The sequence below is a fragment of the Fulvivirga sedimenti genome, from assembly GCF_020328055.1.
This window is the reverse complement of the sequence record NZ_JAIXNE010000004.1, coordinates 1,184,979-1,209,734: the sequence shown is the minus strand read 5'-3', so window position 1 is coordinate 1,209,734 and position 24,756 is coordinate 1,184,979. Positions and strand designations below refer to the sequence as shown.

General features: G+C 45.0%; 18 protein-coding genes and 1 riboswitch. Of the genes, 10 read left to right on the top strand and 8 right to left on the bottom strand.

Going from position 1 to position 24,756, the window contains the following annotated elements; all coding sequences use genetic code 11:
• The first annotated feature begins 167 nt into the window (after positions 1-167).
• From LDX50_RS23335 to LDX50_RS23325, 3 genes are all read left to right on the top strand, one after another.
• Positions 168-587 (top strand): hypothetical protein, encoded by a 420-nt coding sequence (locus LDX50_RS23335; protein ID WP_225698622.1) that lies wholly within the window; start codon positions 168-170, stop codon positions 585-587.
• Between the two features lie 74 nt (positions 588-661).
• Positions 662-2,476 carry a M13-type metalloendopeptidase gene (locus LDX50_RS23330; RefSeq protein ID WP_225698621.1) on the top strand — a complete coding sequence of 605 codons (1,815 nt, stop codon included), beginning with the start codon at positions 662-664 and terminating at the stop codon, positions 2,474-2,476.
• A gap of 47 nt (positions 2,477-2,523) precedes the next feature.
• The gene (locus tag LDX50_RS23325) at positions 2,524-3,408 is read left to right on the top strand and encodes a hypothetical protein (RefSeq protein ID WP_225698620.1); all 885 of its coding nucleotides are present in this window, start codon (positions 2,524-2,526) and stop codon (positions 3,406-3,408) included.
• A 216-nt stretch (positions 3,409-3,624) separates the two neighbouring features.
• On the opposite strand, the gene LDX50_RS23320 is transcribed toward LDX50_RS23325, so the two are convergent.
• The 4 genes from LDX50_RS23320 to LDX50_RS23305 are packed head-to-tail and all read right to left on the bottom strand — an operon-like array spanning position 3,625 to position 6,525.
• Positions 3,625-4,518, bottom strand: coding sequence for an SMP-30/gluconolactonase/LRE family protein (locus LDX50_RS23320; RefSeq protein WP_225698619.1), 894 nt, complete (start codon positions 4,516-4,518; stop codon positions 3,625-3,627).
• A gap of 59 nt (positions 4,519-4,577) precedes the next feature.
• Entirely contained in the window at positions 4,578-5,192 is a 615-nt protein-coding gene (locus LDX50_RS23315) for a hypothetical protein (RefSeq protein ID WP_225698618.1), read from the bottom strand.
• On the bottom strand, positions 5,185-5,637 hold the full coding sequence (locus LDX50_RS23310) for an RNA polymerase sigma factor (RefSeq protein ID WP_225698617.1): 453 nt from the start codon (positions 5,635-5,637) through the stop codon (positions 5,185-5,187). Before LDX50_RS23310 ends, LDX50_RS23315 begins: the two co-directional genes overlap by 8 nt.
• A gap of 27 nt (positions 5,638-5,664) precedes the next feature.
• Complete coding sequence (locus LDX50_RS23305; RefSeq protein WP_225698616.1) at positions 5,665-6,525, bottom strand: TraB/GumN family protein; 861 nt, start codon at positions 6,523-6,525, stop codon at positions 5,665-5,667.
• A gap of 163 nt (positions 6,526-6,688) precedes the next feature.
• Here LDX50_RS23305 and LDX50_RS23300 point away from each other — a divergent pair, with 163 nt between their 5' ends.
• From LDX50_RS23300 to LDX50_RS23285, 4 genes are all read left to right on the top strand, one after another.
• Positions 6,689-7,393 carry a porin family protein gene (locus tag LDX50_RS23300; RefSeq protein ID WP_225698615.1) on the top strand — a complete coding sequence of 235 codons (705 nt, stop codon included), beginning with the start codon at positions 6,689-6,691 and terminating at the stop codon, positions 7,391-7,393.
• 80 nt (positions 7,394-7,473) lie between these two features.
• Positions 7,474-8,094: a hypothetical protein gene (locus LDX50_RS23295; RefSeq protein ID WP_225698614.1), complete on the top strand. Its 621-nt coding sequence runs from the start codon at positions 7,474-7,476 to the stop codon at positions 8,092-8,094.
• A gap of 125 nt (positions 8,095-8,219) precedes the next feature.
• A complete protein-coding gene (bglX, locus tag LDX50_RS23290; RefSeq protein WP_225698613.1) occupies positions 8,220-10,499 on the top strand; it encodes a beta-glucosidase BglX in 2,280 nt (759 codons plus the stop codon).
• A 30-nt stretch (positions 10,500-10,529) separates the two neighbouring features.
• Positions 10,530-11,174, top strand: a complete 645-nt coding sequence (locus LDX50_RS23285) for a DUF2461 domain-containing protein (protein WP_225698612.1) — start codon at positions 10,530-10,532, stop codon at positions 11,172-11,174.
• Between the two features lie 2 nt (positions 11,175-11,176).
• On the opposite strand, the gene LDX50_RS23280 is transcribed toward LDX50_RS23285, so the two are convergent.
• Genes LDX50_RS23280 through LDX50_RS23270 form a run of 3 tightly spaced genes read right to left on the bottom strand, consistent with a single transcriptional unit; the run spans position 11,177 to position 15,662 of the window.
• A complete protein-coding gene (locus tag LDX50_RS23280; protein ID WP_225698611.1) occupies positions 11,177-12,751 on the bottom strand; it encodes an amidohydrolase family protein in 1,575 nt (524 codons plus the stop codon).
• Positions 12,752-12,801: 50 nt separating this feature from the next.
• The gene (locus LDX50_RS23275; protein WP_225698610.1) at positions 12,802-13,398 is read right to left on the bottom strand and encodes a hypothetical protein; all 597 of its coding nucleotides are present in this window, start codon (positions 13,396-13,398) and stop codon (positions 12,802-12,804) included.
• A gap of 35 nt (positions 13,399-13,433) precedes the next feature.
• On the bottom strand, positions 13,434-15,662 hold the full coding sequence (locus LDX50_RS23270; protein WP_225698609.1) for a TonB-dependent receptor: 2,229 nt from the start codon (positions 15,660-15,662) through the stop codon (positions 13,434-13,436).
• Positions 15,663-15,766: 104 nt separating this feature from the next.
• Positions 15,767-15,952, top strand: a riboswitch (cobalamin riboswitch).
• Between the two features lie 85 nt (positions 15,953-16,037).
• Between LDX50_RS23270 and LDX50_RS23265 the strand changes: the two genes are divergently transcribed.
• A complete protein-coding gene (locus LDX50_RS23265; RefSeq protein WP_225698608.1) occupies positions 16,038-17,906 on the top strand; it encodes a TonB-dependent receptor plug domain-containing protein in 1,869 nt (622 codons plus the stop codon).
• A 374-nt stretch (positions 17,907-18,280) separates the two neighbouring features.
• Here LDX50_RS23265 and LDX50_RS23260 read toward each other — a convergent pair whose 3' ends face one another.
• Entirely contained in the window at positions 18,281-19,837 is a 1,557-nt protein-coding gene (locus LDX50_RS23260; RefSeq protein WP_225698607.1) for an aryl-sulfate sulfotransferase, read from the bottom strand.
• Between the two features lie 171 nt (positions 19,838-20,008).
• Between LDX50_RS23260 and LDX50_RS23255 the strand changes: the two genes are divergently transcribed.
• Both LDX50_RS23255 and LDX50_RS23250 read left to right on the top strand, forming a co-directional pair.
• On the top strand, positions 20,009-22,285 hold the full coding sequence (locus LDX50_RS23255; RefSeq protein WP_225698606.1) for a patatin-like phospholipase family protein: 2,277 nt from the start codon (positions 20,009-20,011) through the stop codon (positions 22,283-22,285).
• Positions 22,286-22,319: 34 nt separating this feature from the next.
• Entirely contained in the window at positions 22,320-24,740 is a 2,421-nt protein-coding gene (locus LDX50_RS23250; protein WP_225698605.1) for a mechanosensitive ion channel family protein, read from the top strand.
• Positions 24,741-24,756: the final 16 nt, after the last annotated feature.

Sequence of the window (24,756 nt, the reverse complement as noted above, 5' to 3'; positions counted from 1 at the left end):
GCGTGGAGATAAGCCCGGCCATATGGCCGGGCTTTTTTTATGGCCCGCGTGACGATTTACCCCTTTTTGGGGATTGTAAATTATCAGTTTGTCGAGTAATATGCCTGCTTCATCGAGAATCTTTAAAATAGTATACCTTTCAGGCTTGCACCTGACGTTCTTAAAGTATGGCAAAGGCATATCATTTCAATTGCAGGCAATGTTCGTTTTCATATACTGGCCCTCTTGGTCATAAGCATGCATCACGGGACCAGGTCATTTCAGTGATTTGTCCGTCATGCCAGGTAGTCGAAGCCCGCAGGCTTAACTGGACGCAGATCCCCCCTGAGGCAAAGTATATCTCCGATAACCTGGAGGAGATTGTCATGAATCCTGAAATTTCCCAACTACAAAAGACAGAGCATCACAAAATGGAGAGTATGATCCGGGCGGTTGATAAAAATATTGAATGGCACGATTATTCACTCTATGCTGAGGATGTATTTAAGTGCTGGTCCTGTGAAGAAGAAATGTTTGTTTGGGATACCGCTGTATGCCCCTGCTGTGGCGATAAACTTCAGCGGGAGTTTGGTATAGATATGGATTAAGGTTTTGGGGGAAAAGTATTATTTTTTGTGTAAATGATTATATATTGAATTCTTAATTTTTCAATATTACGTCTATGAGGGCTTTTACAACTTTCTTCCTCGCCCTTTTGCTTGCTGCCTGCTCCACATCTGAAAATAAACCCGCATTGTATGTAAATACTACCATACTTCCGGGTAATGATTTCTATCACTTTGTAAATGGCAACTGGCAAGTTGATTCCTCTAAGGAGGTAGAAACTGTTAACCTTGAAATGCGGCACCGACTTCAGAAGGAATTGCTGGAGCTGTTGAAGGAGAATCACGAAACTGAGATGTATTCTAAAATCTACGATTTTTATCACAGCCTGGCCGATCCGATTAATGATAACGATGAAGGGGCATCATTGACAGCAGAGCTGGCCTTATTGGACAGCTTTCAATTGGAAAAGGATGTAATCCCCATGATGGCAGCTATGTTCAGGCGGGGTTATGGCGGACCCATTTCAGGAGAATTCTACGCAAGGTATGATCAGTCATATGTTTTACAACTCAAGCCTGGAAGTGTTCAGTTTGATCCTGTATCTCGTTCCGGTCCGAATTACAATATCTTTCTAAATGAGATAACCGAAGAGGTTCAGAAATTATTGGGCAGCAGTTGGACAGAAAAGGAATCGGGAGAAGTTGCTTCGATCTATCATAAGATTAATAAGATTGAACAGCAATACGGTAAGCCTTATAAACGTGCAGACAGTGCCTTTTATCACCAAATTCCTCATATCGGTGCGTTGCTCGGAGAACTCGGTTTGACCGACCATGAATACATTGAGCTGCCTGCCAATCCGCTGTCCTTTCAGATGGATAGCCTGATCGCCGAATATCCTCTATCGTCATGGAAAATTTTTTACACCTATACAATCATTAAGGAGAACGATAGACTGTTTCGGGTCTCGGATCAATATGCATTTGAGATTTTAATGAAATACTGCAATGATGCATTGATCAGGCTCCACAAGCAATATCACTATGATTCCAAAAAGGAGGCGGGAATCAAAGTTATGGCCGAAAATATACGCCGTGCGATGATAAGTAATTTAAGGCAGGCAGATTGGCTCGACGATCCAACAAGAGATCGATTATCCGTTTTATTCGATACTACACGAATTGAGGTTTCGTATCCTTCATTTTACGAAGACTATTCGTCACTTGTTATAAAAAAGAGCGATCCGGTAGGTAATTACCGAAGGGCCCGGGAATTTCAGATTTCGAAGGATATCGGATATCTGGGCGCGGGGAAAATTCCACCGGGAAAATGGCGGATTAATACCCTAGATGATAGTCCGACGAGCATCAAGAGCATGAATACAGTCTATCTTCCAATTGCTTTCAATCAGTACCCGCTCTACAGCCAGTCCTTTGATGAAGCCTATAATTACGGCGGACTGGGATTTTACATTGGTCATGAGATGGCGCATCTGGTGGATTTCAATTCCGAAAAAATACAGGATGTTAAGTTCTTTAATGAACTGGAGCAGAAACTAATTTCACAATATGGGAGCTATCTGACGACGGCCGGAGATACGTTGAACGGCCGGCAAACCATCAATGAAAATTTCTCCGACATTATGGGTCTTAGCGCTGCCTATAAAGCGTTTTCTGAATTGCCATCTTTCAATGATAGAAGAGACGGATATACCGGGGCTCAGCGATTTTTCATGGCATTTGCGAATTCGCAACGTGAATACCGAAATGATGTAAAATCCAGGGAATTCATCTCAAAATTCGAGCATTCCCTTTATTACCTTCGTGTAAACGGGGCGGTTAGAAATCTGGATGCTTTTTATGAGGCATTCGACGTGACCGAACAGGACTCCCTGTACCTGGTGCCGGATGCACGAATTCGGATTTGGTGATGGTATGTTCTCTGAATTTCGTAATTTCCATATCTAATTATTGAAGTATGAAGATTACCCCTGTCCTTATAATTTTTACTTTGTGCATTGCTACCGTGTCGGCACAAAATACCGATCGCATTAAACCCGGTGTACTTTATAAATCGGGTGAAACCATCAATTCACCCAAATATGGATTTACGGCCACCATACCTCAGGAATGGTCGGGTTTCCTGCCGCAGGGTACTGAAGTATTCGCGTTGGCGAAGAACGACGGCACGAGCGGTGAAGTTGTGCTTCTGGCCCGGGAGAACAGTAACCTTGAAACCCTCGAGGCAGCATGGGAACAGGGTGGTAATCTTACCGATGGCATCAGGATCAAAGCTGCTGATGTTCAAAAGGAGGGTGATATGATCTTTTCGGAAGTGACAGCGGAAGGTGAGAATATTAATAAATCCTACCGTGGATTTATCATTGGAAAATGCGGGGGATTCGGTCCGTGCGTTTCCCTTTTCATGATTACGCCTTCCCAGTTTTTTGAAGGGATCCGGGATGAGATGCTTTCGCTGATGCGATCGGGTCAGTTCTCGGAGCCGGGAGAAGCCAATATATATTCGGATTTTGACTGGCAGCGATTTCTGGCGAACAAAACGCTCGTAGCCTTTGAACTGATGGAGTTTTCCAAGAAACAGAATACGATCGACTTGTGTGTAAACGGAACTTTCCGATCGCAGGTAAAACAATCGGGGTGGTTCAAGCAGAATGGCAGTGACTACAAAGGCAAAAATGGAGGTACCTGGTCTGTCCGGGGAAAAGGTCCGCAAACGATTCTCAGGCTGGAATTCAACGACAAAAAACTATTGCCTCTGGAGATTGTCCTGCGCATCGAAGAGGAAAAAATCTATGCAAATGATGAGCGCTACTATGCTGGCTATTCCTTGCGCTGCAACTAATTTACCTGTATGGAAAATCACCCAATTTGGGTGATGTAAAGGGGTAAATATCTCTCTATATTGTTACATGCATTGGTGGAATCTCATCGGATTGAATGAATTGCTGCTCTTAGCCGTCCTGGCAGGGGTCATATTGGTTGCCATTCGCCATTTTGGCAGCAAAGAAAATACTACCCACTGATTGCCATTAACCACGGAAATAATCCTGCAGACCCCTTAATAATTGAGCCGATAAGCAACAACCTTGTTTTTGAAAAACGTTGGGACCAGAATAACATTCTGATCCGGAATGAATCCGATATCAGCCGTGTTAGCCTGCTGGGCTTTGGTATCCAGCAATAAATATTCGTGACCGTCTTTAATGAGGTAGATTTCACCCTGCCATCGGCTCGCTATATACGTGTTGGCATCCAGTACAATCAAGCCATCGCCACCTGTAACACCATCGTTGATCATAACGGGAGCTTCCTGAGCATATCTTCTCAATCCTTCGGCATCAAGGCCGATCAAAACACCATTTGTATCGATCGCTAGTCCGTTGATGCTTTCGAGCCCTTCAAGAACAGTGTCAACCATCCCATTTTCAAGCGAGTGTACTTTCCCGGTACTCATGTCTGAGAAATATATGATACCATTATGGGTGGTTACATCATTCAGGAATTCAGCACCTTCCACAGCATAGGTATTTACAATTTTCCCGCTGGCAAGTTCTATTTCTACAAGCGCATCGATATCGGTAACGTATAGTCTATTGCCCGTAATTGCCATTCCTTTGGGTGCATTAAGGCCTTTTACCCATTCCAATTCGATTATATCACCTGATTTCGACAATTTGGTTATAAACCCGATTCCGTCTTTTTCAGTAGGATTCCCGGAGATGTTGCTGGCATAAAGGATTTCGCTGCCCGGATCGAACAGAACAGATTCAACGGTAGTGAGTACAGTATCCGTTTCCCAAACCATTGTGAGGGAAGGTGAGAGGGGAACATCAATTTCCGATGTTATTTCTTCTGAATTATTAATTTCTTCCTGGTTTTCCTGTTTATCCGGGTTTCCGCAACCGGTAATGAACGCGATGAATATGCAAAATGTTAGTATGCCCTTTGTCATAATACTTTTAAGTAAAAATGGAACTGTTCACCGAAATTAACACATCAAATCATAACATGTTAGGTTGAGGTATCTAATTGTTGAATATTCTCTTCCAGCCGGTTGAGCAACTTCTTGAATGTGATCCTGTTCATCCATTTGGTAAGCCAGTGGCAAAGCGGGGTTAAGATGGCAATAACAACAAAAAAGATCACCCACTCATGCCATTCATTAAAGAAGGGATCAATATCAGGATCTGCATTCACACCTATTATGAAACCCGCCGAGGCCGAGAGCGGATACATTGTAAGGCCTATCATCTCTTCATAATGTATAACCCGGCGGATTCTTGCCGAGAATCGTGTCATAACATCCCTGGGGTTGGCAGTGATATCGATATCTTTTTTCAGTTCTTTATGTTCCTTATAGAAGAAAAATACACCGGCAAGCATGGCCAGTTCTACCACAGTCAGCAAAATGATTACGGCAAAATCGTCTGAAAGTATGATGAATGGAATCAGCAGCGCAAATGAGAAAACAGAGAACCACATTTTGTATAATACCGATTTGCGTAATTTATCCATAACGCCTCCGGATTTCCGTTTGATTGCTTCGTGAACGATTTCCCGGCTGATGATATCTTCAGTTCCGTGTCGCTCCTTGGCCGTTTCCCAAAGTAATTTCAGATCAGACATTTGAGAGTTGTTTTTCAAGTTGTTGCCTGATCCGGTGCAGTTTTACAGCGACGTGATTCTTGCTGATACCCAGGATTTCTGTTATTTCATCGTTGGAGTAATCCTCGAGATGCAAACTGATCAGTGTTTTATCGATATCTCCCAACTTCTTTATGGCGTTCCAAAGGAGATCTGATTTGTCACTTGGTTCAGGATAAAGGACAGATTGTTCATGAGATTCATTCATGGGTTCTTTTTTTAAACGACTGTTCTTGCGTTTGTGAGTCAGCACAGTATTCAGCGACAGACGGTACAGCCAGGTCGAGAATTTCGAATTCCCCTTAAACCTGTCGATTGATTTCCAGGCCTGATACAGGATTTCCTGGTGCAGGTCTGCCTGATCTTCAGGATTATCCGCGTACAGATACAGGATCTTGCGGATAATCCCGGAGTGTTGCTGAATCATTAAAAGAAACTGTGCTTCTTCCAATGTTTATTCGGTGATTGGGGTGACAGTATAACCTGCTTTCCGCAATAATTTGATCACGCCTTCCTCACCTCCAAGGTGGCCGGCACCTACGGCAAAGAATGTGCTTTTCTCTGAAGCAATCGCCGGGATACGATCGATCCAACGCTTGTTGCGATTGACCAGCATGATCTCATTGAAGTCCTCCATGCCCGATTCAGCGACTTGTTCATTCATGAATTCGAGCAATAATTCGGGGTCCTGTTTTTTGTAAGCAGCTACCATTTGTCCGAAATCCGCTTTCATATCATCGATATCAACGATGTATTCCATCAGCATATCTGCCATCTCATCCTGTGAAAATGAATCAATGGCGTCCATTTGCTCTTCTACCGTTTCCAATCCGATTACTTCCTGTTCGTTCTCTTTTGCGAGGCCAACAAGTGTCTGCTCATAGGAAGCCGGGGGGCATTCGAGCACCACGGGCATGATCATGCTCATCAGCATGAATGGTTTGATCTTTACCAGGTTGTCTGCCGGCATACCCATCCGTTCGGTAAAGAAAGATTTAAAGGCAATCATTTCCTCCTCTGTAAGCATATCGGCTAATGACTGATCGTCTTCAAGCATAATATACTTCTGGATATCTGCATACATGTTCGGGTCGTCGAAATCGAGCTCAAGGACCAGCTGTTCTGATGTGGCCAGGGATTGCTTTACCGTTTCCGGAAGGTAGAAATCATCCTGACAAAGCAGGTGTATGGTGCCGAAAAGGTAGGAATCCTTGATGTCCTTGCCTGTGATTTTCCATAAAAGTGATGTTTCCTGTGCGTGAAGGACGCTTCCGGCAAATGCCAGCAATATGCTGAATATTATTCTTCGTTTCATAAGGGTAGTTTTTTCTGATTAGTATCGAATGGGTTTCTGAAATTACAATTTCCCCAATTTTTTTTACCTGCCCACATTTATATGTGGTTGAAAGCCGGATATGGCATTTCTAACTTGAGTCCCATCTATCGACAATTCTTTTGATAACCAAAACAAGAAAACCATGAAAAGGATTATACTACTTACAATCGTGTTGGCACCAATACTGGCATTTTCGCAATTCCGTATCGGAGCGCGCCTGGGACCCAGCCTTGCCAACTTCACAGGAAGTGAAGTAAAAGAGTGGGGTGAGGCCAATGTAGACCCTACAGCCCAGATCAAATTTCACCTGGGTCTCTATCTGGATTATTATCTCCTTGATAATCTCAGCATTCAGCCCGGTATATTCTATTCTGCCAAGGGACCGAAGTATGAGGGACAAACTGAAATCTATGACTTTCAGACGAATGAGATCATGATGGCAGATATTACCTATAAAAAGAAGCTGGGCTATATCGACATACCCGTGTTAGTCCACTTTCACATCAATGGATCGATCTCCGTATTTGCCGGACCGCAATTCTCTTTCCTGCTGAGCGCCAAGGTTAAGAATGATGCCACGCAGGAAGTTCTTGATGCCCTCGGACTGGAGGAAGATGAGGATGTAAAGGATTTCTATCGTGGGTTCGATCTGGCACTTCCGATTGGAGTGGCCTATGAACTGGCCAATGGCATAAATCTCCAACTGGGCTATGATATAGGACTTATCGACATCGCCAAAGGATATGATTACGACGGTGGAGATGGAAATGACAAGTATTACAAGGTGAAAAATGGTGTTCTTAAGCTTTCCGTGGGATATGTGATTAAGGATAACAGGGACGACTGATCACTATATCGATTGGGCGAATTTTTGCTCGAATATCCGCCAAATCACCCAGCCATTGTTCATAATTAAACCCGAACACCATGAAAAAGATTTATCTTATCCTGCCAGCCATGGCATTGATCACGCTATTCACAATTGAAGCATGTAACGAAGACGATACACTCAACCTGACGCTGTTCGCCTTTGAATGGCAAACAGAGCAGGCTGGAGTAAATCTCAATGACCTTCAAAGCCAGCTGTGGAATCCATCTTCAACCATTACTTCCGGAGCACTGGAATTTAATAATGTATCCCCCGATCCAACCATTACCCTCAACAATGCGAACAACATTAATGTCTATGGAGCACCCCCGGGTAACATAGATATTTATATCACACGGGACCCGCAGCCAGCCGAGCAGAATGCACGCGCATTTCGGCTGTACCTTGTCGATGATTTGGAAGAAGGCAGGACTTACAGCAGCAAAGACAGTCCGCAAAACTATGCCGAAATGGTATTTGGCACGCAGATAGGCAGTGGCAATACTGTATTTTCAACACGGCCTGGCGGTGATACCTATTTTGAGTTAAAGATCACGCGGCTCAATACTGATACTCGCCGGATAGCGGGAGAATTCATTTTCGCATTGCGAAATGAGGATGATCCGAATTCGTCAAATTCAGTCATAGGCTTCAACGGGTCTTTCGACTGGATTTATTAGGCTATTCTTCAATTTGGTTTAGTTAGGAAGCCGGCGCATATGTGCCGGCTTTTTTATGTTGATGATTATCATTCCCAATTAAGGGGTGATTTCACTATATTGCTGCCTTCATCATCAGAAACAACATGATACCCGTAAAACGCACATTACTCACAGGCAGCCTGGTGTTCACATTGCTGATTGGCATTGTTGGATGTACAGGAGATTCGGCTCAGTCAGACACTGAAAAAAGTGCCAGAACCCAAAAGATAGATTCCCTGATCACAGTTATGACCCTTGAGGAAAAAGCAGGTCAGTTAAACCTCTATGTAGGGGATATGTTCAATACGGGGCCGACCCGCCGTACTGTGGAATCCGAGAGATTTGACAGCCTGGTTCGAAATGGAAGCATTACAGGTCTTTTTAATATTCACGGTGCCGCGTATACCGCAAGACTACAGCGCATCGCTGTTGAGGAATCACGACTGGGCATTCCGCTCGTTTTCGGTGCCGATGTGATTCATGGTTTCCAAACGGTGTTCCCTATTCCTCTTGCCTCTGCAGCGAGCTGGGACATGGAAGCAATTGAAACCGCAGAACGTATTTCTGCCATTGAGTCAACCGCAGTAGGCATTAATTTCAATTTTGCCCCGATGGTTGACATTACACGCGATGCCCGCTGGGGCAGGGTTGCGGAAGGGGCCGGCGAAGATCCATACCTGGGAGCCCAGGTAACCAAAGCCCGTGTGCGCGGTTTGCAGGGGACATCACTCGACGATGCCAGAACGATGGCTGCGTGTATCAAGCACTTTGCTGCTTACGGTGCGCCCGATGGGGGGAAGGAATACAATACCGTTGATATGTCGGAACGAAAAATGCGTGAGATATACCTGCCTCCCTACAAGGCCGGGATTGAAGCGGGAGCCGCAACCATTATGACTGCATTCAATGATGTGAACGGCATTCCTGCCACGGGAAATAAGAAATTATTGCGCCAGATTCTTCGAAGTGAGTGGGGTTTTGATGGAATGATTGTTTCCGACTGGAACTCTATCGGGGAATTGGTTGATCACGGCTATGCGGTAAATCCTGAACAGGCCACTGTGCAGGCAATTGAAGCGGGTGTCGACATGGATATGATGAGTGATTACTATAAGTTGTTCATTCCGGCACTTGTGCGTGAGGGACGTTTGGATGGAAAGCTGGTAGATCAGGCAGTTCGCCGGGTACTGGAACTGAAATGGGATCTCGGGCTCTTTGAAGATCCGTACAAGTATTCGCAAATTGAACGGGAGAAAAATGAGATTCGTACCCCTGAGCATCTGGCGGCTGCACGTGATGCAGGCAGAAAATCCATTGTACTCCTGAAAAATGAAAATAATCTGCTTCCGCTGCCAAAAACCGGTAAAAAGATTGCGGTCATTGGCCCGTTGGCCGATAGCCATGCCGATATGAATGGTACCTGGTCGTTCTTTGGAGAGCAAGAACATTCAGTGACCTTCCTCGACGGGATCAAGGAAGTGGCAGGAGAAAATAACGTAATCTATGCCGAAGGCTGCGGAATGTATGACGATTCAAAAGCCGGATATTCTTCAGCAATGAGTGCCGCCCGTCGTTCGGATGTTGTTGTAATGGTATTGGGTGAGAGTGCGGTGATGAATGGTGAAGCGGCATCACGGACGAATATAAAAATCCCGGACAATCAGCTTGCCCTGCTTGAAGAGGTTACAAAGACCGGTAAACCAATTGTTGTGATGGTGATGACAGGAAGACCCCTCGATCTTTCATGGCTCGATGAGAATATACCTTCAATCCTTTGTGTATGGACGCTGGGATCAGAATCCGGACATGCTGCAGCTGATGTCCTGTTTGGTGACTATAATCCTTCGGGCAAATTACCGATCACTTTTCCAAGAAATGTCGGACAAGTGCCGATTTATTACAATCACCCCCATACGGGAAGACCTTATTTGGGCGATTACTCTGAACCACCTACAGAGCGTATTTATCTGTCAAAATACAGGGATGTGGAGAATTCCCCGCTGTATCCGTTTGGATACGGACTCAGCTACACACAATTCGAGTACTCTGGAATTTCAGTAAGTGATGATACAGTACGGAGTGGAAACCATATAACTGTAAGTGTGATGCTCACCAACAAGGGTGACCGTGACGGTACTGAGATCGCACAGTTATATATTCGCGATCTGAAGGCGAGCATTGTACGGCCAATCAAAGAATTAAAAGGGTTTAAGAAAGTTACCCTGGCTCCTGGTGAAAGTAAGGAGGTAACGTTTGATATAACGCCTCAGATGCTGGCATTTTTTCATGCGAACCTTGAGAAAAAGGCAGAAAAGGGTGAATTCCGGGTGTTTATCGGCGGTAATTCAGATGTTGAGGAATTCGCAACGTTCTTTTTTGACTAGAAACTTTTTACAATCGGGGGCGTTCAGATCATGATGAAAGATCTGTATATATTCCTGGAAAAACTCCGGGTGAATAATAATAAGACCTGGATGGATGAGCATCGTGCTGAATACAATCAGGTTCGCGATGCATATATTCTATGGCTGGATGACCTGGATGCGCGGCTGGCGGAAATTGATCCGTCCTATGATCATACGGAGGGGAAACGCGCCATCCATCGCATCAATAATAACCTGATGTTCCATCCCGACCGGCCCACTTATAAGGAACACATTGGGGCAACCATGGATCGGGTTAAGGAGAAAAGTGACTTTTATATCCATATCGGACCGGAGGAGTCCTTTGTTGCCGGAGGCTACTACCATCCTCCTTCATCCATCCTGTCAAAAATTCGGGAGGCCATTGATTACGACGGAGATGTGCTCCAATCCATACTGGATGAGAAACGCTTTAAGGCAAATTTTGTGCTTGAACAGGATCTGTTAAAGACTTCTCCAAAAGGGTTTACGCAGGATCATCCGCACATCAAACTTTTGCGTTACAAAAGTTTCGCGGTGATGCATACAGTTACCCGGCAAGAGGTTTGCCATCCCGATTTTCAGGATAAAGTTGTGGAATTGTATAAGGTAATGATGCCGTTCAGGGATTACCTGAACCGTGCGGTATTATACTGAGTTCAGAAGCCAGGCTGTTTAATCTCAAAACCTTCTTCTTCCTTCGATGCATCCACAAGCTCTTTTACATCCTGAAGCAGCTTTTTGGCGTCATAGATAATACCATCCTTGATCGTGTATTTTACACCACCCACACGAACTACGTCGTTTTCATCTGTTAGCTTTATGGCACCAGTTCCATACAATACCTTCAGGTTTTGAAGTGGATTTTCTTCGACAATGACAAAATCTGCCAGTTTGCCAACTTCCACTGTGCCCAGATCCTTGTCAAGACCAAGCGCTTCGGCGCCATTCAGCGTAGCGGAGCGAATGACTTCCAAAGGATGAAATCCAGCTTCGCGCAGTAATTCCAGTTCGCGGATATAGGCAAATCCATATAGTTGAAAAATAAAACCGCTGTCAGATCCGGCCGTTACCCTGCCACCCCGGTTTTTATATTCATTGATGAAGGTCATCCAGAGTCGATAATTTTCTTTCCAGGCTACTTCTTCCTCGGTGCCCCAGAAATGCCAGTAGGACCCATGTGATATTTTACTTGGCTGATAGAAACGCCATAAACTGGGCAGGGTGTAGTCTTCATGCCATTCTGCACGGCGAGCACGCATCAGATCCCGGCTCGCCTCATAAATGTTAAAAGTAGGATCCAGCGTGAAATCCAGTTCCAGTAATTCATTCATTACGGCATTCCATTTTTCGGTATATGGCGCTGCGGCCTGTTGCCAAAGACGCCCTGCCTCGCCGAAACGATGCTGCTCGTTATTGTAATTATAATCCAGCGGATAGTTCTGTACCGTCCGGTCGGTAAACAATGCCTCCGGCAAGCCATACCAATGTTCCATGGAGGTAAGTCCCGCGCGGGCGGAATTCAGTACGTTCCATCGCGCGACATCCATCTGCGCGTGGTGACATGCAGAACGCAATCCCAGTTTTTTGTTTTCCATCAATGCCGCTTCCATGATATCCGGGGCAGCACCAAAGAATTTAATCCCGTCGGCACCGTTTTTTGCATTATTCTGCACCCATTCGCGCGCCATTTCCGGTGTACTGATTGGAGAGGTACTTCCCTGTCCGAACGATGTATAAGCCAGTATTCGCGGCGCAGTAATTGTATTTTTCTGACTCTTTTGTTTATGGTCAAGAACCCAGTCGAGTCCGTTTCCCGCTGATGGATCCCGGATCGTGGTGATGCCGTGCGCCATCCAAAGTTTGAAAACATATTCTGCAGGTGTTCCCTGTGCTGACCCTCCGATATGGCCGTGCATATCGATGAAGCCCGGCATGAGATACATACCTGTTGCATCCAGTTCCTTGCCTCCCTTTTCCAGCTTGGGCCGGCGATCGGGGTCGATCGCAACCCCGGGATACCCAACAATTCGAATTTGTTCAATGCGATTATTGCGAACGACAATATCCACTGGCCCGGTGGGTGGAGCGCCGTCTCCTTTAATCATCATTACGCCCCGAATGATTAGCTGTGGCCACGGACCTTCTCCCTCCGTCCGCTCCGGTGCGTCTGTCACCTGGCCGAACGTGAGAAATGGTAGAATTAATAATGCAATTAATGAAAATGCCTTCATAAGATGTTTTTTGGGAATTTACAAAATGACGAATTGATACTAAGGGATTATTATTTGGCCGGCGGATCGAATTGCGAATCACGGTCTGGATTTTCCAGAAATTCGATGATCATCCTTGACTTCAGCCACAGAAATTTCTCCAGTTCATAATAGTCGAAAGCTTGCAGGTCATAGGTTGAGGAAAAATGATCTGTTACGATCTTAAAATCCGAATAGCTCAGTACTGATGTTGGATGCCCGTTGTTTTGAATATGCTGGGTGTAAAGCCCCATTATTTTTTCTGCAATATCCGATTGTACCGGATAAACATCCGGAAAATGAAAATTGCAGTACGTTGAAGCCAGTTTTCTGAATTCGTAAGGCTTATCCGGGAGTAATGCCGAAATGCGCGGAACGATTTCAAGTTCACTGTTTTGAAGATATGGATCTATATGCAATGATTGGATGTGCTTAGCCATCGAGGGCACATAGTGCAGGTCGATAATGCCGTTGTTCATGGCACTGATCTTCTCATTGATAACTAACAGATCTGTATTTTCCGGATTGGCTTCAATAAATTTGAAACAGCGATTATCATTGTAAAAGTAAAGTTCATCCCGCTTGATATCGCGAATCAATTCTTTTATTGTCTCCTTGAGTGTAGCCATGGGCAACGATTTTTTAGCCACATAAGGTAGAAAAATTATTTGAAGAGACTCCAGTTAATTCCTACAAAAAATTCCCTGCCGTGAATAGGGGCATACGAATAGGCGGTATCAAAAAAATTGCTGAAACCCGGATTGGAATAAGGATCATTCAGTCCCGATAAGGGTGAAACCGGTTGAGTGAAATTAAAAATATTACTCACACCCCCATATAGTCTGAGGTTCTTCCAGGATTTGGTGATCTGAATATTATGAATCTGAAAAGGAGAGGAGGTTCTGGGTCTTGGATCAGCCATTGGCTGACCCTGTTCATCGAGATCAAAAACCTCAGGAAGCAACATAGAACCGGTAAAGGTGGCCGACCAGGCAAAGATCCAGTTGGAACGAGGAATGGTATAACTGATATTCAGCAGGGCCGACCATTCAGGGGCGAATGGCAGATTTTCCTTGATGCCCTCTTCGCCGGTCTCTGTCGACCGCAGCAAGGTGCCTGCTGCCATCACCTGAAGGGGAAATATGAATTCCTGTGTCCAGCTGAAACTCACCCCACCGGTTTGGGCATGACCAGCGGTATTGTCATAAATAATTTTCCCGGGATCTGAATAATCAGGAATTATCTTATTGGTAAAGTGCGTGTAAAACACATCAAAATCCACGCTGGCCTGACTGCTGCCCATCGTGAGGATATGATTCAGGTTGAGTGAAATATTGGCGGAACGTTCGGGTTTCAGCTCTTCCCTGATTTCAATGCTCCGCTGCCCGGTTACAAAGGCATGGTCTTCGGTGAATAAGTTTACAAGTCTGAATCCTGTGCCTGAATTGACCCGCAAAGTAGTCCAGTCACCTGCTTTCCATTTCGCATTAAACCTTGGCGAAAAGATTAGTCCGTGTTTTTCATAATAATCTGTGCGCAGGCCACCCAGGAAGGTAAGGGAAGGTGAAAGAGCAAGTTCATCCTGGATAAATATTCCCGGAATGAATTGTTTGTCGGCACCCCCGGGTGTCGCTACCGTATTGTCGTCATAATACTGATAGCGAGAAGTTACACCGGCCAGGATAGCATGCCGACCGGATTCCAGTCTTCTGTAGGCATTGATGAAACCAATCTGTTGCTTTGCCTCATACAGGTCACTGCCGTAGAAACTGTTCTGGTCATGAATACTGAAGGAGTAATCGATTTTATATCCATGGTTGCCGGTAAAGCTTCCGAATAATTCGAACCGTTCTGTCTGGATACTCTCGCCATAAATTGTATCGTTGCCTCGTAATGAATTATGGTTCTCCAGAAAGGATTGAACGCCATTCCTTCGGTCTTCTGTCATGAACTTTGCCGACACGCTTAATTTCTGATCTTTCGGCAACTGTGCCTCCCATTTGCTGAAAATCGCGATGCGGTCCATGTTAATAATATCCCCGAACCCGTCCCTGTTTTCATCAATATACTGGTGCATCCCACTGTAGCTGAGTCCGGAATAGGTTGAAATTTTTTTCAGTTTACCAGACACGGCCGTATTAAAGAACATTTCCCCATGGGTAGTGCCCATAACGTCTGCCGTGAGTATTGGCTGCTTAGCAGGATCTCTTGTAATGATATTGATCACTCCCGCCAGGGCCTCTGAACCATACAGCGTTGAACCCGGGCCTTTAACCACTTCCACCCGATCTACCATGATACCCGGGATACCATTCAGGCCATAGACAGACGCCAGGTTGCCGTACATGGGGGTTCCGTCGATGAGAATCGAGGTATACTGACCCGGAAGTCCGTTAATACTCAAACTATTCGTAAAACATACCCCGCAGGAAACTACCTCCTGGACGCCATTCACCATCGACATGGCGTCTACCAGGTTGTTGGAAGCAGAAGGCATAAACGTATTAAAATGTTTGGTGGTGAGTACTTCGGTTTTAATCGCCGACTGGGATACGAATACGGGCTGGAGTGTACCGGTAATGACCACCTCATCAAGCCCCAGAGAACTTTCCTCAAGCAATATTTTTATTTTTTCATCTGATGCCGGGAGAATTTCCTTGAGGACTGACTTATACCCAAGGGAGCGAATTTCTATACGAATGATATTCTGATCGGCAATTTCCAACCGGAACTTTCCCAGGCTATCTGTGACGGTCATTCCCCCATCCGGCAACTGTCGGATTGTTGCTCCCGGTACGGGACCTTCTTTTCCCTCTACACTGCCCCGTAAGATTTGCTGGGAGAATCCGGACAGCGTGGTTATGAGAAGAAAGAATAAGAAAATAAACCGCATTTCGATTTGACGTAAAATAATATAATAACAAAACTAAAAAATAAATTAGATAAGTCTAAAAAATATTTAAAAAACTCTGAAATACACGGGAGGAAATATTTTACGTATACTTGCACCGTCATGGTGTCCACAATGGTGGACTTAAAAGGGAATACCGGTGAGAATCCGGAGCAGTTCCCGCTACTGTAATCCCATGGATGGCTGATATCCACATTGCCATTGTCCGTTTCGGATGAGAAGGCGGTATCAGTCGGGAGAGCCAGGAGACCTGCCCTGACGATGTTTATTCAATGCTTCGGGTAAAAGCGTGTGAATGGAATCGACTGTTCCCATTCCCCTCTTTTACTCCTTTTGTTTCATTTAACCATTATTGCAATGAAAAAGGAGTTAAAGGTTTGGGCAATAACCTGTATTGCCTTTTGGTGGCTGACGCCAAACATCATTTACGGTCAGCATGACACATTACGCACGGATGAGCTTCGTGAAGTGGTTATTACCGCAAGTAAATTTCCTAAAGCCTCTTCGCAAACCGGTAAAGTAATAAATGTGATCACAAAGGATCAGATAGAAAATGCCGGTGCGCGGGATCTGGGTCAGCTACTACACGAGCAGACCGGATTGTTTGTAAACGGTGCCAATAGTAATCCCGGGAAAGACCGGGGCATATATCTTAGGGGTGCTTCTGCGCAATACACCCTCATTTTACTTGATGGTGTACCAGTTTATGATCCCTCAGGTGTTAATGGCGTATTTGATCTGCGGCTTCTGTCGCTGAACAACATAGAACGGATCGAAATTTTGAAGGGGTCACAATCGACTTTGTACGGGTCTGATGCTATGGCGGGAGTGATCAATATCATTACCAAAACCCCGGAAAGGGCAATTGAACCTTCAGTTTTACTTTCATATGGCACCTATGGGCAATTCCTCGGGGATGTAAGCCTGTTGGGAAGCAAAGGCAAGTTCAGGTATTCAGCCGGATACAGCCGGCGACAGAGTGAAGGATTTTCAGAAGCACGGGATACTACGGGCACAGACGCATTTGAAAAGGATCCGTTTAATCAGAATTCGGCAAATGTGAAAGCAGGGGTTGAGTTGACCAGTAAGACCCGCCTGGAAGGGTTTTTTCAGTTTACCGACATGAAGGGTGATTATGATGCCGGCGCCTTTACCGACTCGGATGTGAATCTTTATGAGGCGCGCAACATGCGCTACGGTATTACTGCCACCAGTCGGGGTGAACGGGGTGATCTCCAGGTTCAGGTTGCCCGGAATGAAACGGATCGTGTTTTTGATACGGATTTCGGAAAGTTTGAATACGCTGCCATTTTTGATCACCTCGAAGGATTCTATCATTACAGAATTTCCGACAGATGGCAGATTCTTCCGGGGGTTTCATTTCAGCGCCAGGAAATTACCAATGAAGAATTTGAAGATGCCAGCCTGTTTGCTCCCTACGCTACGGCTACCTATCAGGCAAACGGTTTTTCCCTGGAAGGGGGTATTCGGTTCAACCGGCATTCTCAATTCGGAAATTTTACTACCTACAGTATCAATCCGAGCTGGTTGATCACTCCGGTATGGAAGGTTTTCGCCAATTATACCACAGGCTTTAAGGCACCTACATTAAATCAGCTTTTTGGGCAGTTTGGAGCAAATCCCAATTTAAAGCCCGAACAAAGCCGCAGCATGGAGGCAGGATTTCAGCGAGCTGATCAGAAGTCTGATATACGTATTGCTGTTTTCAACAGGCGTATTGAGAACATCATCATCTATATCATGGATTATCAGAACAGCGATCGTCAGGATGTAACGGGTGCAGAGGTAGAGGCCGGATATCGAATCACGCCTGAACTGGAGTTCAAGGCGGGATATACCTGGCTCAATGGTGAAATGCAAATGAGTCAGGAGGATAGTGTTTTTAATGGAATTCTCCGTCAGCCGGAACATGCTTTGCGCACTTCGCTTTCCTATTCACCGGTTGCGGGTCTTGAATTGCGGGCCGCCTGGCAGTTATTTGGGTCGCGCAAGGATGTTTATTTTAATCTCCGGGATTTCGCAGTCGAGCAGGTGAATCTTGACGCGTATTCATTACTGGACCTGATGGTTTCCTATTCATTCCCAAAGGCGAAAATGCGTATGTTCGCTGACATTCGTAATTTATTGAATACCGATTATTACGAGGTGTATGGCTATAATGTAATGGGAAGAAATATTCAACTTGGGGTTCACTGGACCCCCTGAGTTTACATAATATAAGGGGAATGCAGGTGCAGAATATTGTCGTTGTTGTCGTTATTTTCGTTGTCTCCGTGATATTATGCGACCACCCGCTGCGCAGGGGTCGGATTAACAAATGCGATCTGTCTCACATATGCGACCACCCGCTCAGGGGTGGAACTATGGTCTGCAGAGTTTCTATTATTTTGCTTTTTGAGAGATGTTTGTGGATGACCCCTGCGATGGCGGGGGTCAAATAAGTGAGCACATTGGCAGAATAAAGAACGACCCCTGCTTTAGCGGGGGTCGCATAAGAACTAATGGCTTGATATACCCGATTAATGAATGATTTGGTGTATGCGTTCTTTGAATTTTTATGCTTGAATTTCCAGCATTCGTTACATCGGAGGCTTCTGCGTGGCTGGTTGTGGATCAATAGGCTGAAGTTCCTTACCTGCGACTGCCGGATGATCTACCGGAATGTGTGTAGCCCTGAAAATGGCATACATGAACGGTCCTACCGGCTGAGGTGGTGTCCCGTCGGGCAGTTTCCACTGTCCGATATAGGGTGACCAGTAGTCCCAGACAACCTCACCGTCTTCCGTAATTTCCTGCAGCCGGCCCTGCGGCCCGAAGTTCATCAGCGTATGACCATTTTTCATACGGTGGGCACTGGAAATAAACATTGCAAGATAGTCACCCTCATTATTTGCTGTATAGGTCCAGGTAGGTTTTTCAGGTCCGATTGGCCCGCTTTCAGGAATAATATATTTCCCATCGGCATCCATGGGTGGCGTAATTTGAGTTACCTGTGAATGAGTTTCACCATCGGCATCCTTGAAGTTATTATTAAAGATGGTAAGGTCACCTTCACCCGGATAGCCGGGAAGGATCCAACGCACATCATGTTCGAATCCAAGGTATTGATCCGTGGTATCCCCGCGGTTATATTCCTGCGGATTTCCCCATCGGTACAAGAGGTCGCCGCCTTTACCAGATTTTCCGCCGGTACTGCCCGATGCTTCCTCCGTAGTTGTAGAATGATCAATAATCCAGATTTCAGAAAAATCGGGTATACTAAGTACTATTTGATCGAGTTCAGGATTGTAGTCGATCGCATTGGTATGGAACATATCCGAGCCCATGTTATCAATGGTCGCATTAGCAGCATACTGACCCTGCGCCTTGCCCCGTTCAAATTCCTCCGGGTCGGGCTGGCGGATAGTATCACCATTGTTGATATTGATCCGCTCCGGGTGATCGCTTAATTTTCCGTAATTCGGGAGATCAGGGTTTACATCCTGAATCATATGGTCCCATGCGTACCATTCCCAAACGATTTCACCTCCACTTGGTTTGGTGGGTTTGACTTCGATTATTTTATCGGGCCACACACCGGCTTTCGGGATCAGGTGTGGCATTCTGCCAGCCGCCATCGCTTCCTCCGGCGTTTTGCTTTCCCAGACAATGAGCAGGATATTTCCATTGGGCATTACGGCAAAATCGTGGTGCATCAGATTGTCCTGATTCGCCAGTTTGTATTCCCATAGTAACTCCCCATCCCAGCTAAACTCCTGAACACGACCTGCCATACCCCCGCCGGAAAATACAACCGCTTCGGGATCCCGACTGTGCACATATAAACGGCCATCTTCCATCAGATAATGGGAACCGAGTCCAAAGTTCGTTTTCCATTCATGGACTACCTTGCCATCCAGATCGATAAGATATACGTCGGAACTGGTAAGGGAGGAAAATAATATATAGCCTGGCGTTGCATTTTCTGTTTTCAGGCGGAGTCCCCTTTCCTGATCCAATGCCGCCATTTTCACCATTTCCGGGGGAATCCCGCCTTCCGGGGGTGCTTCCGCGACGTCGGACTGTTGATCCTGCTGACCACAGGAAAAGCAAAATGTAAGTAAAAGTAAAGTGAACAGTCGTTTAGAAGTGTACATGACAAGATATGATGGTTGGGGAGTTTTGAAAATTTTCAGAAGAACATAAGAATTAATGGTAAAAACAAGCCTCTTTCATGAATTGGTTGAATTTTTGGAAGAATCACTCAACCTGAATGAAATTATTATGTTTAGTGATTGTATCTTACTAGTCCAAAATATTTTGATGTTATGAAATTTATGTCTTTCCTGATCCTGCTTACCCTCACTGTCGGCGGGTTATTTGCTCAGTCTGCAGAAAGACCAAAAATCGGGTTGGTGTTGAGTGGGGGTGGCGCCAAGGGAATGGCCCATATTGGCATACTTAAAGAACTTGAAAGCCTGGGTATCAGGCCGGATTATATAACGGGGACGAGCATGGGAAGTGTGGTTGGTGGTTTGTATGCTGCTGGTTATACGGCCTCTGAAATTGAGGAAATTGCCCTTGCCATCAACTGGGATGAGTTGCTGAGCAATAATACCTCGATGAATCAGATCAATTATCAGGAAAAGGCCTATTACGAGCGTTACCTGATTGAACTGGGATTAAAAAAGGGGAAGATCGAGTTACCGCAGGGACTGATCGACGGTCAGCGTTTGTCTGAGCTGCTGTCCAAACTCACACGCCATGTGCATCATATCAACGATTTTAATGAACTTCCTATTCCCTTTGCGTGCGTGGGTACCGACATTGCTACCGGACAACCTGTTGTGATGCGCAGCGGATCCCTTCCGATGGCTATTAGGGCTAGTATGGCCATTCCTTCGATATTCACCCCGGTTGAACGGAATGATACCTTGTTGGTTGATGGGGGACTGGTTCGCAATTTTCCCGTTCCGGAGTGCCAGGAAATGGGAGCAGATATTATCATTGGTGTTTTTGTAAGTGGAGGTCTTCTGAAGAAGGAAGAACTTAAATCTGCGGTGGACGTCCTTTCTCAATCCGCCTTTGTTATGAGCGCACTGGATTCTGAGGAGCAAATGAAAAAGTGCGACCTGTTGATTGAACCTGATATTTCATCATTCAGCACTATGGGATTTGAAGATACGCCGGCCATTATCCGGAGCGGTGAAGCCGCGGCAGAAGCAGCCCGGCCGGCACTCAGGGCCCTGGCGGATTCGCTCGGACTCGTTCCATTCGATGTTAATGAACTGATTCCTGTCCGACCAGATTCGTTCAGGATAGCAAATATTATCATTCGAAATAATATCCATACACCCGACAGCTATGTAAAAGGAAGACTGCGGATTGACGAAGGCTCAACTGTATCAATTGGTTATATTGATGATCGTGTAGACGTCCTGTTCGGATCCAGGAATTTTGATAAAGTGGTCTATGAAATGATGCCCAACGGAGATGAGTATGATTTAATACTTACCGTGGAAGAGGCACCACAGGCGCAGATCAAACTGGCCCTCCATTATGACAATGAAAATGGGGCGGGAATCAATCTGAATTTTACAAAGCGGAACCTTCTGCCTGCGAGTCGGCTTGTGCTCGAGTTTGATTTGGCTGAAAATCCCCGCGGTGATGCCAACTTCCTGAAGTATATGGGGGCACGGCAAAACTGGATTGCTAAGGCCGGAATAAATTACCGCAGCAGTGACGTGCCCATCGTAGATTCAGACGACCGTCAGGAGGGCATTTTCCGGAATCGTTACCTGAATCCCTATTTTACAATAATAAATTCCAAACGACGAAATTATCAATGGGGCGGTCTCTTTCAGTACGAATCCTCCCTCCTCAAGCCGGAAGTAGCCGGAGAGGAACTGCGTTTTTTGAACAGATTTGACTGGCGCAGTTATAGCGTACAGACTTTTGCTGACTACAATTCGTTGAATGCCCGGTATTTTCCAACAAAAGGTGCTGTCTATGGTGGATATATAAAATACTCTTTTCCAAAACGATACAACATTGAATTAAGTGATTCGCTGGGAACAGTGGAACTTCCACTTGATATAGAAAATTTCCTGACATTCGAAATTCATCAGGAAAATCACTGGCTTCTTTCCTCCAAATTTTCAATTGGACTTAAGAATGCGATGGTCATGAATTTTATCGACAGGTCGAACCCCCTTATAGGTATAATTCCTTTCATTAACGACCAGCAATTCGTAGGTGGATTCCGTCCGCAGCTTCGAAACAGCTGGCAGCTTTGGGGCTCCGAACAGCTTATGTATATAAGTGATCACATGTATTACAACGAGATTTCCATACAGTATCAACCCATCTCTAATTTATATCTGCAGGTGGTTAGTCAGTATGCCAACGCGCTCTATCCCATGAAATGGTTCTACGGCGATACGGAGGACGGCAATTATGATTTTCCGGATGGTAAGCATGAAATATGGAGTTACGGTGTGATGGCATCCTACGTCACAATTCTGGGTCCGGTATCAGCAGGAATCGCCCATGTTAATGGTTCAAATTCCTGGAATAGTTTTGTAAGTATTGGCTTTTACTTCTAAACCATGTAATTTGAACGGACATCACGATTTACCTATGCGGGCAATAATACTCATTGTTCTTTCTCTGTTCTTTCTATTTCAAAATTCGTTTTCTCAAAAAGCGGATTCGCTTTCCAGTGTTCCCGGACCGAAGACAGCTTCGGATTTAATTATTGCATATGAAGAAGGCTCCCAGAAGCTGCGTGAAATAAGCAGGGCCCTAGCCTCTGATTTCAAGACAGAACGTATCCGGCAGGATTTCAACATTCTACACGAACAGCTTAACAAATATTTTACCATTGACAGCGCCTCTGTAACCGAATTGAGTCTTAGTAGAGTTAATGATCTGATCATCATTTTTGAACGGCGGCACAATGAACTGAATACCTGGCAGAATCAACTCACTGCCCTAACAAAACAGTTGAGTAATTACAAGATCGATATTGCCAGGATGAAAAAGCAGATGGCGGTGAATGTTACAGGGCTGAATCAGCGGGAACTTGATTATTACAACAACCGGTTTGTTCCTATTATTGACAAGGCTGATAGCCTAAGTGAACGGGTTGATCAAAAGCTGGAAGAAATTCTGAACCTGGAATATACGGTTTCCCAGGATTATGCAAAAACATTGAATCGGATTGAGTCTCTTCGGTTGTACCTGCGTGAGTATTGGAGTAATGTGACGAAAAGAGAATCAGGTACATGGAAGTTTTCATTATCGGGTGAAGGATCTCAGAATATGTCCTCCACGGTGCGTAACACCGTCTGGAGGATTGTTGGATTCTTTCGGGATAATAGTTCGAGGACCGGAATTCTGATTATCTGCCTGGTTATTATATGGTACTCAATACGAAAAATCAGAAGCGTAGAAAGAAAGGAAGATGCAGAGGATGAATTCACAAGTTTGTATTTAAGTCCGCTTGCCACGGCAGCAGTATTTGGTGGAGCGCTTTTTCCCGTGATTATGCCACCGACAACGACACTTATGTATGACTTTGTCATTCTGTCAACATATTTTCCTTTCCTGTTTTTGTTAAGAAAAACAATGGAGCGGGATATGCTGAGGCGCTACCTGGTATTTTTTCTTGCTTTTCTAATTCTCAAGTTTCAAAACCTCCTGTTGCCAGTTTCCGGATATTCAAGTTTTATTCTGATATTTTGTTCGGGGGTATTTACCTATGTTCTTCTCACGAGTTCGGTAAGAAAGTACTTTCAAATCCGATGGAACTGGATAAAAGTATTTAACTGGATCCTGAGCTGCATATCTGTATCGGGATTGGTTTTTGTTTTCATCAACAGGCCCACATTAGGAAGGATCCTGATAAATGGTGTGGGTGAGACCCTGGCTATTGCAATGGTATTGATTTATTTGGCCAGCTGGATGGATCAGCTTATTGAATTTCTTCGAAGACGACCCTATTTCCAGCGTCTTTCAAGTGACACGGCGAAGCTGAATGACTTCTGGGAAAAATGGCATAACCGTATTTATTTCTTACTATTCATATTATTTATAATTGCCTTCCTGCGTAATTTTAATGTTTACGCGGACATTAAGGCGAGTATTGAGCTATTTCTCACTACAGATCGGACAATTGGTGAACTGACATTTACCGTAGGTGGTATTGCCCTGTTCGTTATTGTCCTTCTGATTTCCACAAATTTATCTTCCACAATAAAATTCCTATCTGAAGATAAGTCGTTTTACCGAAGTCAGAAAAGAACGGCCAACCTTTCAGTTATACTTCGGTTTTTCATCATAACACTTGGCTTTTTGCTGGCACTTGCGGTGTCCGGCATTCCATTGGATAAAATTACAATCATTCTGGGAGCACTGAGTGTTGGTATTGGATTCGGTCTGCAAAATATAGTTAATAACCTCATTTCTGGTCTGATTCTCATTTTCGAACGTCCCATTCAGTCGGGAGATATTGTGGAGGTTCAGCAGACGATGGGAATAGTGAAGGACATCGGTATTCGTTCCAGTGTGATCAAAACTTATGACGGAGCAGAGGTCATTGTCCCTAATGGGGATTTGATTTCCAATTCGGTCGTGAACTGGACACTAAGCAATAAACATCGACGTGCAGAAGTACGTGTAGGTGTGGCATATGGTTCAGATGCCACAAAAACTATTGAAGTACTGGCCGCAGTGGTGGCAGATCATGATAAAATTTTAAAACTTCCGAAACCAATGGTTCTCTTTGATGGATTTGGAGATAGTTCGCTTGATTTCAGGGTTTTATTCTGGACTTCCGATATTGATAGCTGGCTTGCAACGCGGAGCGAAATTTTAACCGAAGTCTACGATGCACTTGCCAAAGCAAAAATTGAAATCCCATTCCCGCAACGGGATCTGCATATCCGATCCTGGGAACCGGGTGCCGGACCTGACCAAAAGAAACCAGCCCCGGTAAAACCTGCTCAGAAGCCCCGCTCGAAACCTGAATCAACCGACGATCGAAAATCAAAAAAATAGTAATGCAACACAGTTG

Bases quoted from the DNA above. Each gene is read 5' to 3' on its own strand.
- LDX50_RS23335 (WP_225698622.1), top strand. From the start codon at position 168: ATGGCAAAGGCATATCATTTCAATTGCAGGCAATGTTCGTTTTCATAT.
- LDX50_RS23330 (WP_225698621.1), top strand. From the start codon at position 662: ATGAGGGCTTTTACAACTTTCTTCCTCGCCCTTTTGCTTGCTGCCTGC.
- LDX50_RS23325 (WP_225698620.1), top strand. From the start codon at position 2,524: ATGAAGATTACCCCTGTCCTTATAATTTTTACTTTGTGCATTGCTACC.
- LDX50_RS23320 (WP_225698619.1), bottom strand. From the start codon at position 4,518: ATGACAAAGGGCATACTAACATTTTGCATATTCATCGCGTTCATTACC.
- LDX50_RS23315 (WP_225698618.1), bottom strand. From the start codon at position 5,192: ATGTCTGATCTGAAATTACTTTGGGAAACGGCCAAGGAGCGACACGGA.
- LDX50_RS23310 (WP_225698617.1), bottom strand. From the start codon at position 5,637: ATGATTCAGCAACACTCCGGGATTATCCGCAAGATCCTGTATCTGTAC.
- LDX50_RS23305 (WP_225698616.1), bottom strand. From the start codon at position 6,525: ATGAAACGAAGAATAATATTCAGCATATTGCTGGCATTTGCCGGAAGC.
- LDX50_RS23300 (WP_225698615.1), top strand. From the start codon at position 6,689: ATGAAAAGGATTATACTACTTACAATCGTGTTGGCACCAATACTGGCA.
- LDX50_RS23295 (WP_225698614.1), top strand. From the start codon at position 7,474: ATGAAAAAGATTTATCTTATCCTGCCAGCCATGGCATTGATCACGCTA.
- bglX (WP_225698613.1), top strand. From the start codon at position 8,220: ATGATACCCGTAAAACGCACATTACTCACAGGCAGCCTGGTGTTCACA.
- LDX50_RS23285 (WP_225698612.1), top strand. From the start codon at position 10,530: ATGATGAAAGATCTGTATATATTCCTGGAAAAACTCCGGGTGAATAAT.
- LDX50_RS23280 (WP_225698611.1), bottom strand. From the start codon at position 12,751: ATGAAGGCATTTTCATTAATTGCATTATTAATTCTACCATTTCTCACG.
- LDX50_RS23275 (WP_225698610.1), bottom strand. From the start codon at position 13,398: ATGGCTACACTCAAGGAGACAATAAAAGAATTGATTCGCGATATCAAG.
- LDX50_RS23270 (WP_225698609.1), bottom strand. From the start codon at position 15,662: ATGCGGTTTATTTTCTTATTCTTTCTTCTCATAACCACGCTGTCCGGA.
- LDX50_RS23265 (WP_225698608.1), top strand. From the start codon at position 16,038: ATGAAAAAGGAGTTAAAGGTTTGGGCAATAACCTGTATTGCCTTTTGG.
- LDX50_RS23260 (WP_225698607.1), bottom strand. From the start codon at position 19,837: ATGTACACTTCTAAACGACTGTTCACTTTACTTTTACTTACATTTTGC.
- LDX50_RS23255 (WP_225698606.1), top strand. From the start codon at position 20,009: ATGAAATTTATGTCTTTCCTGATCCTGCTTACCCTCACTGTCGGCGGG.
- LDX50_RS23250 (WP_225698605.1), top strand. From the start codon at position 22,320: ATGCGGGCAATAATACTCATTGTTCTTTCTCTGTTCTTTCTATTTCAA.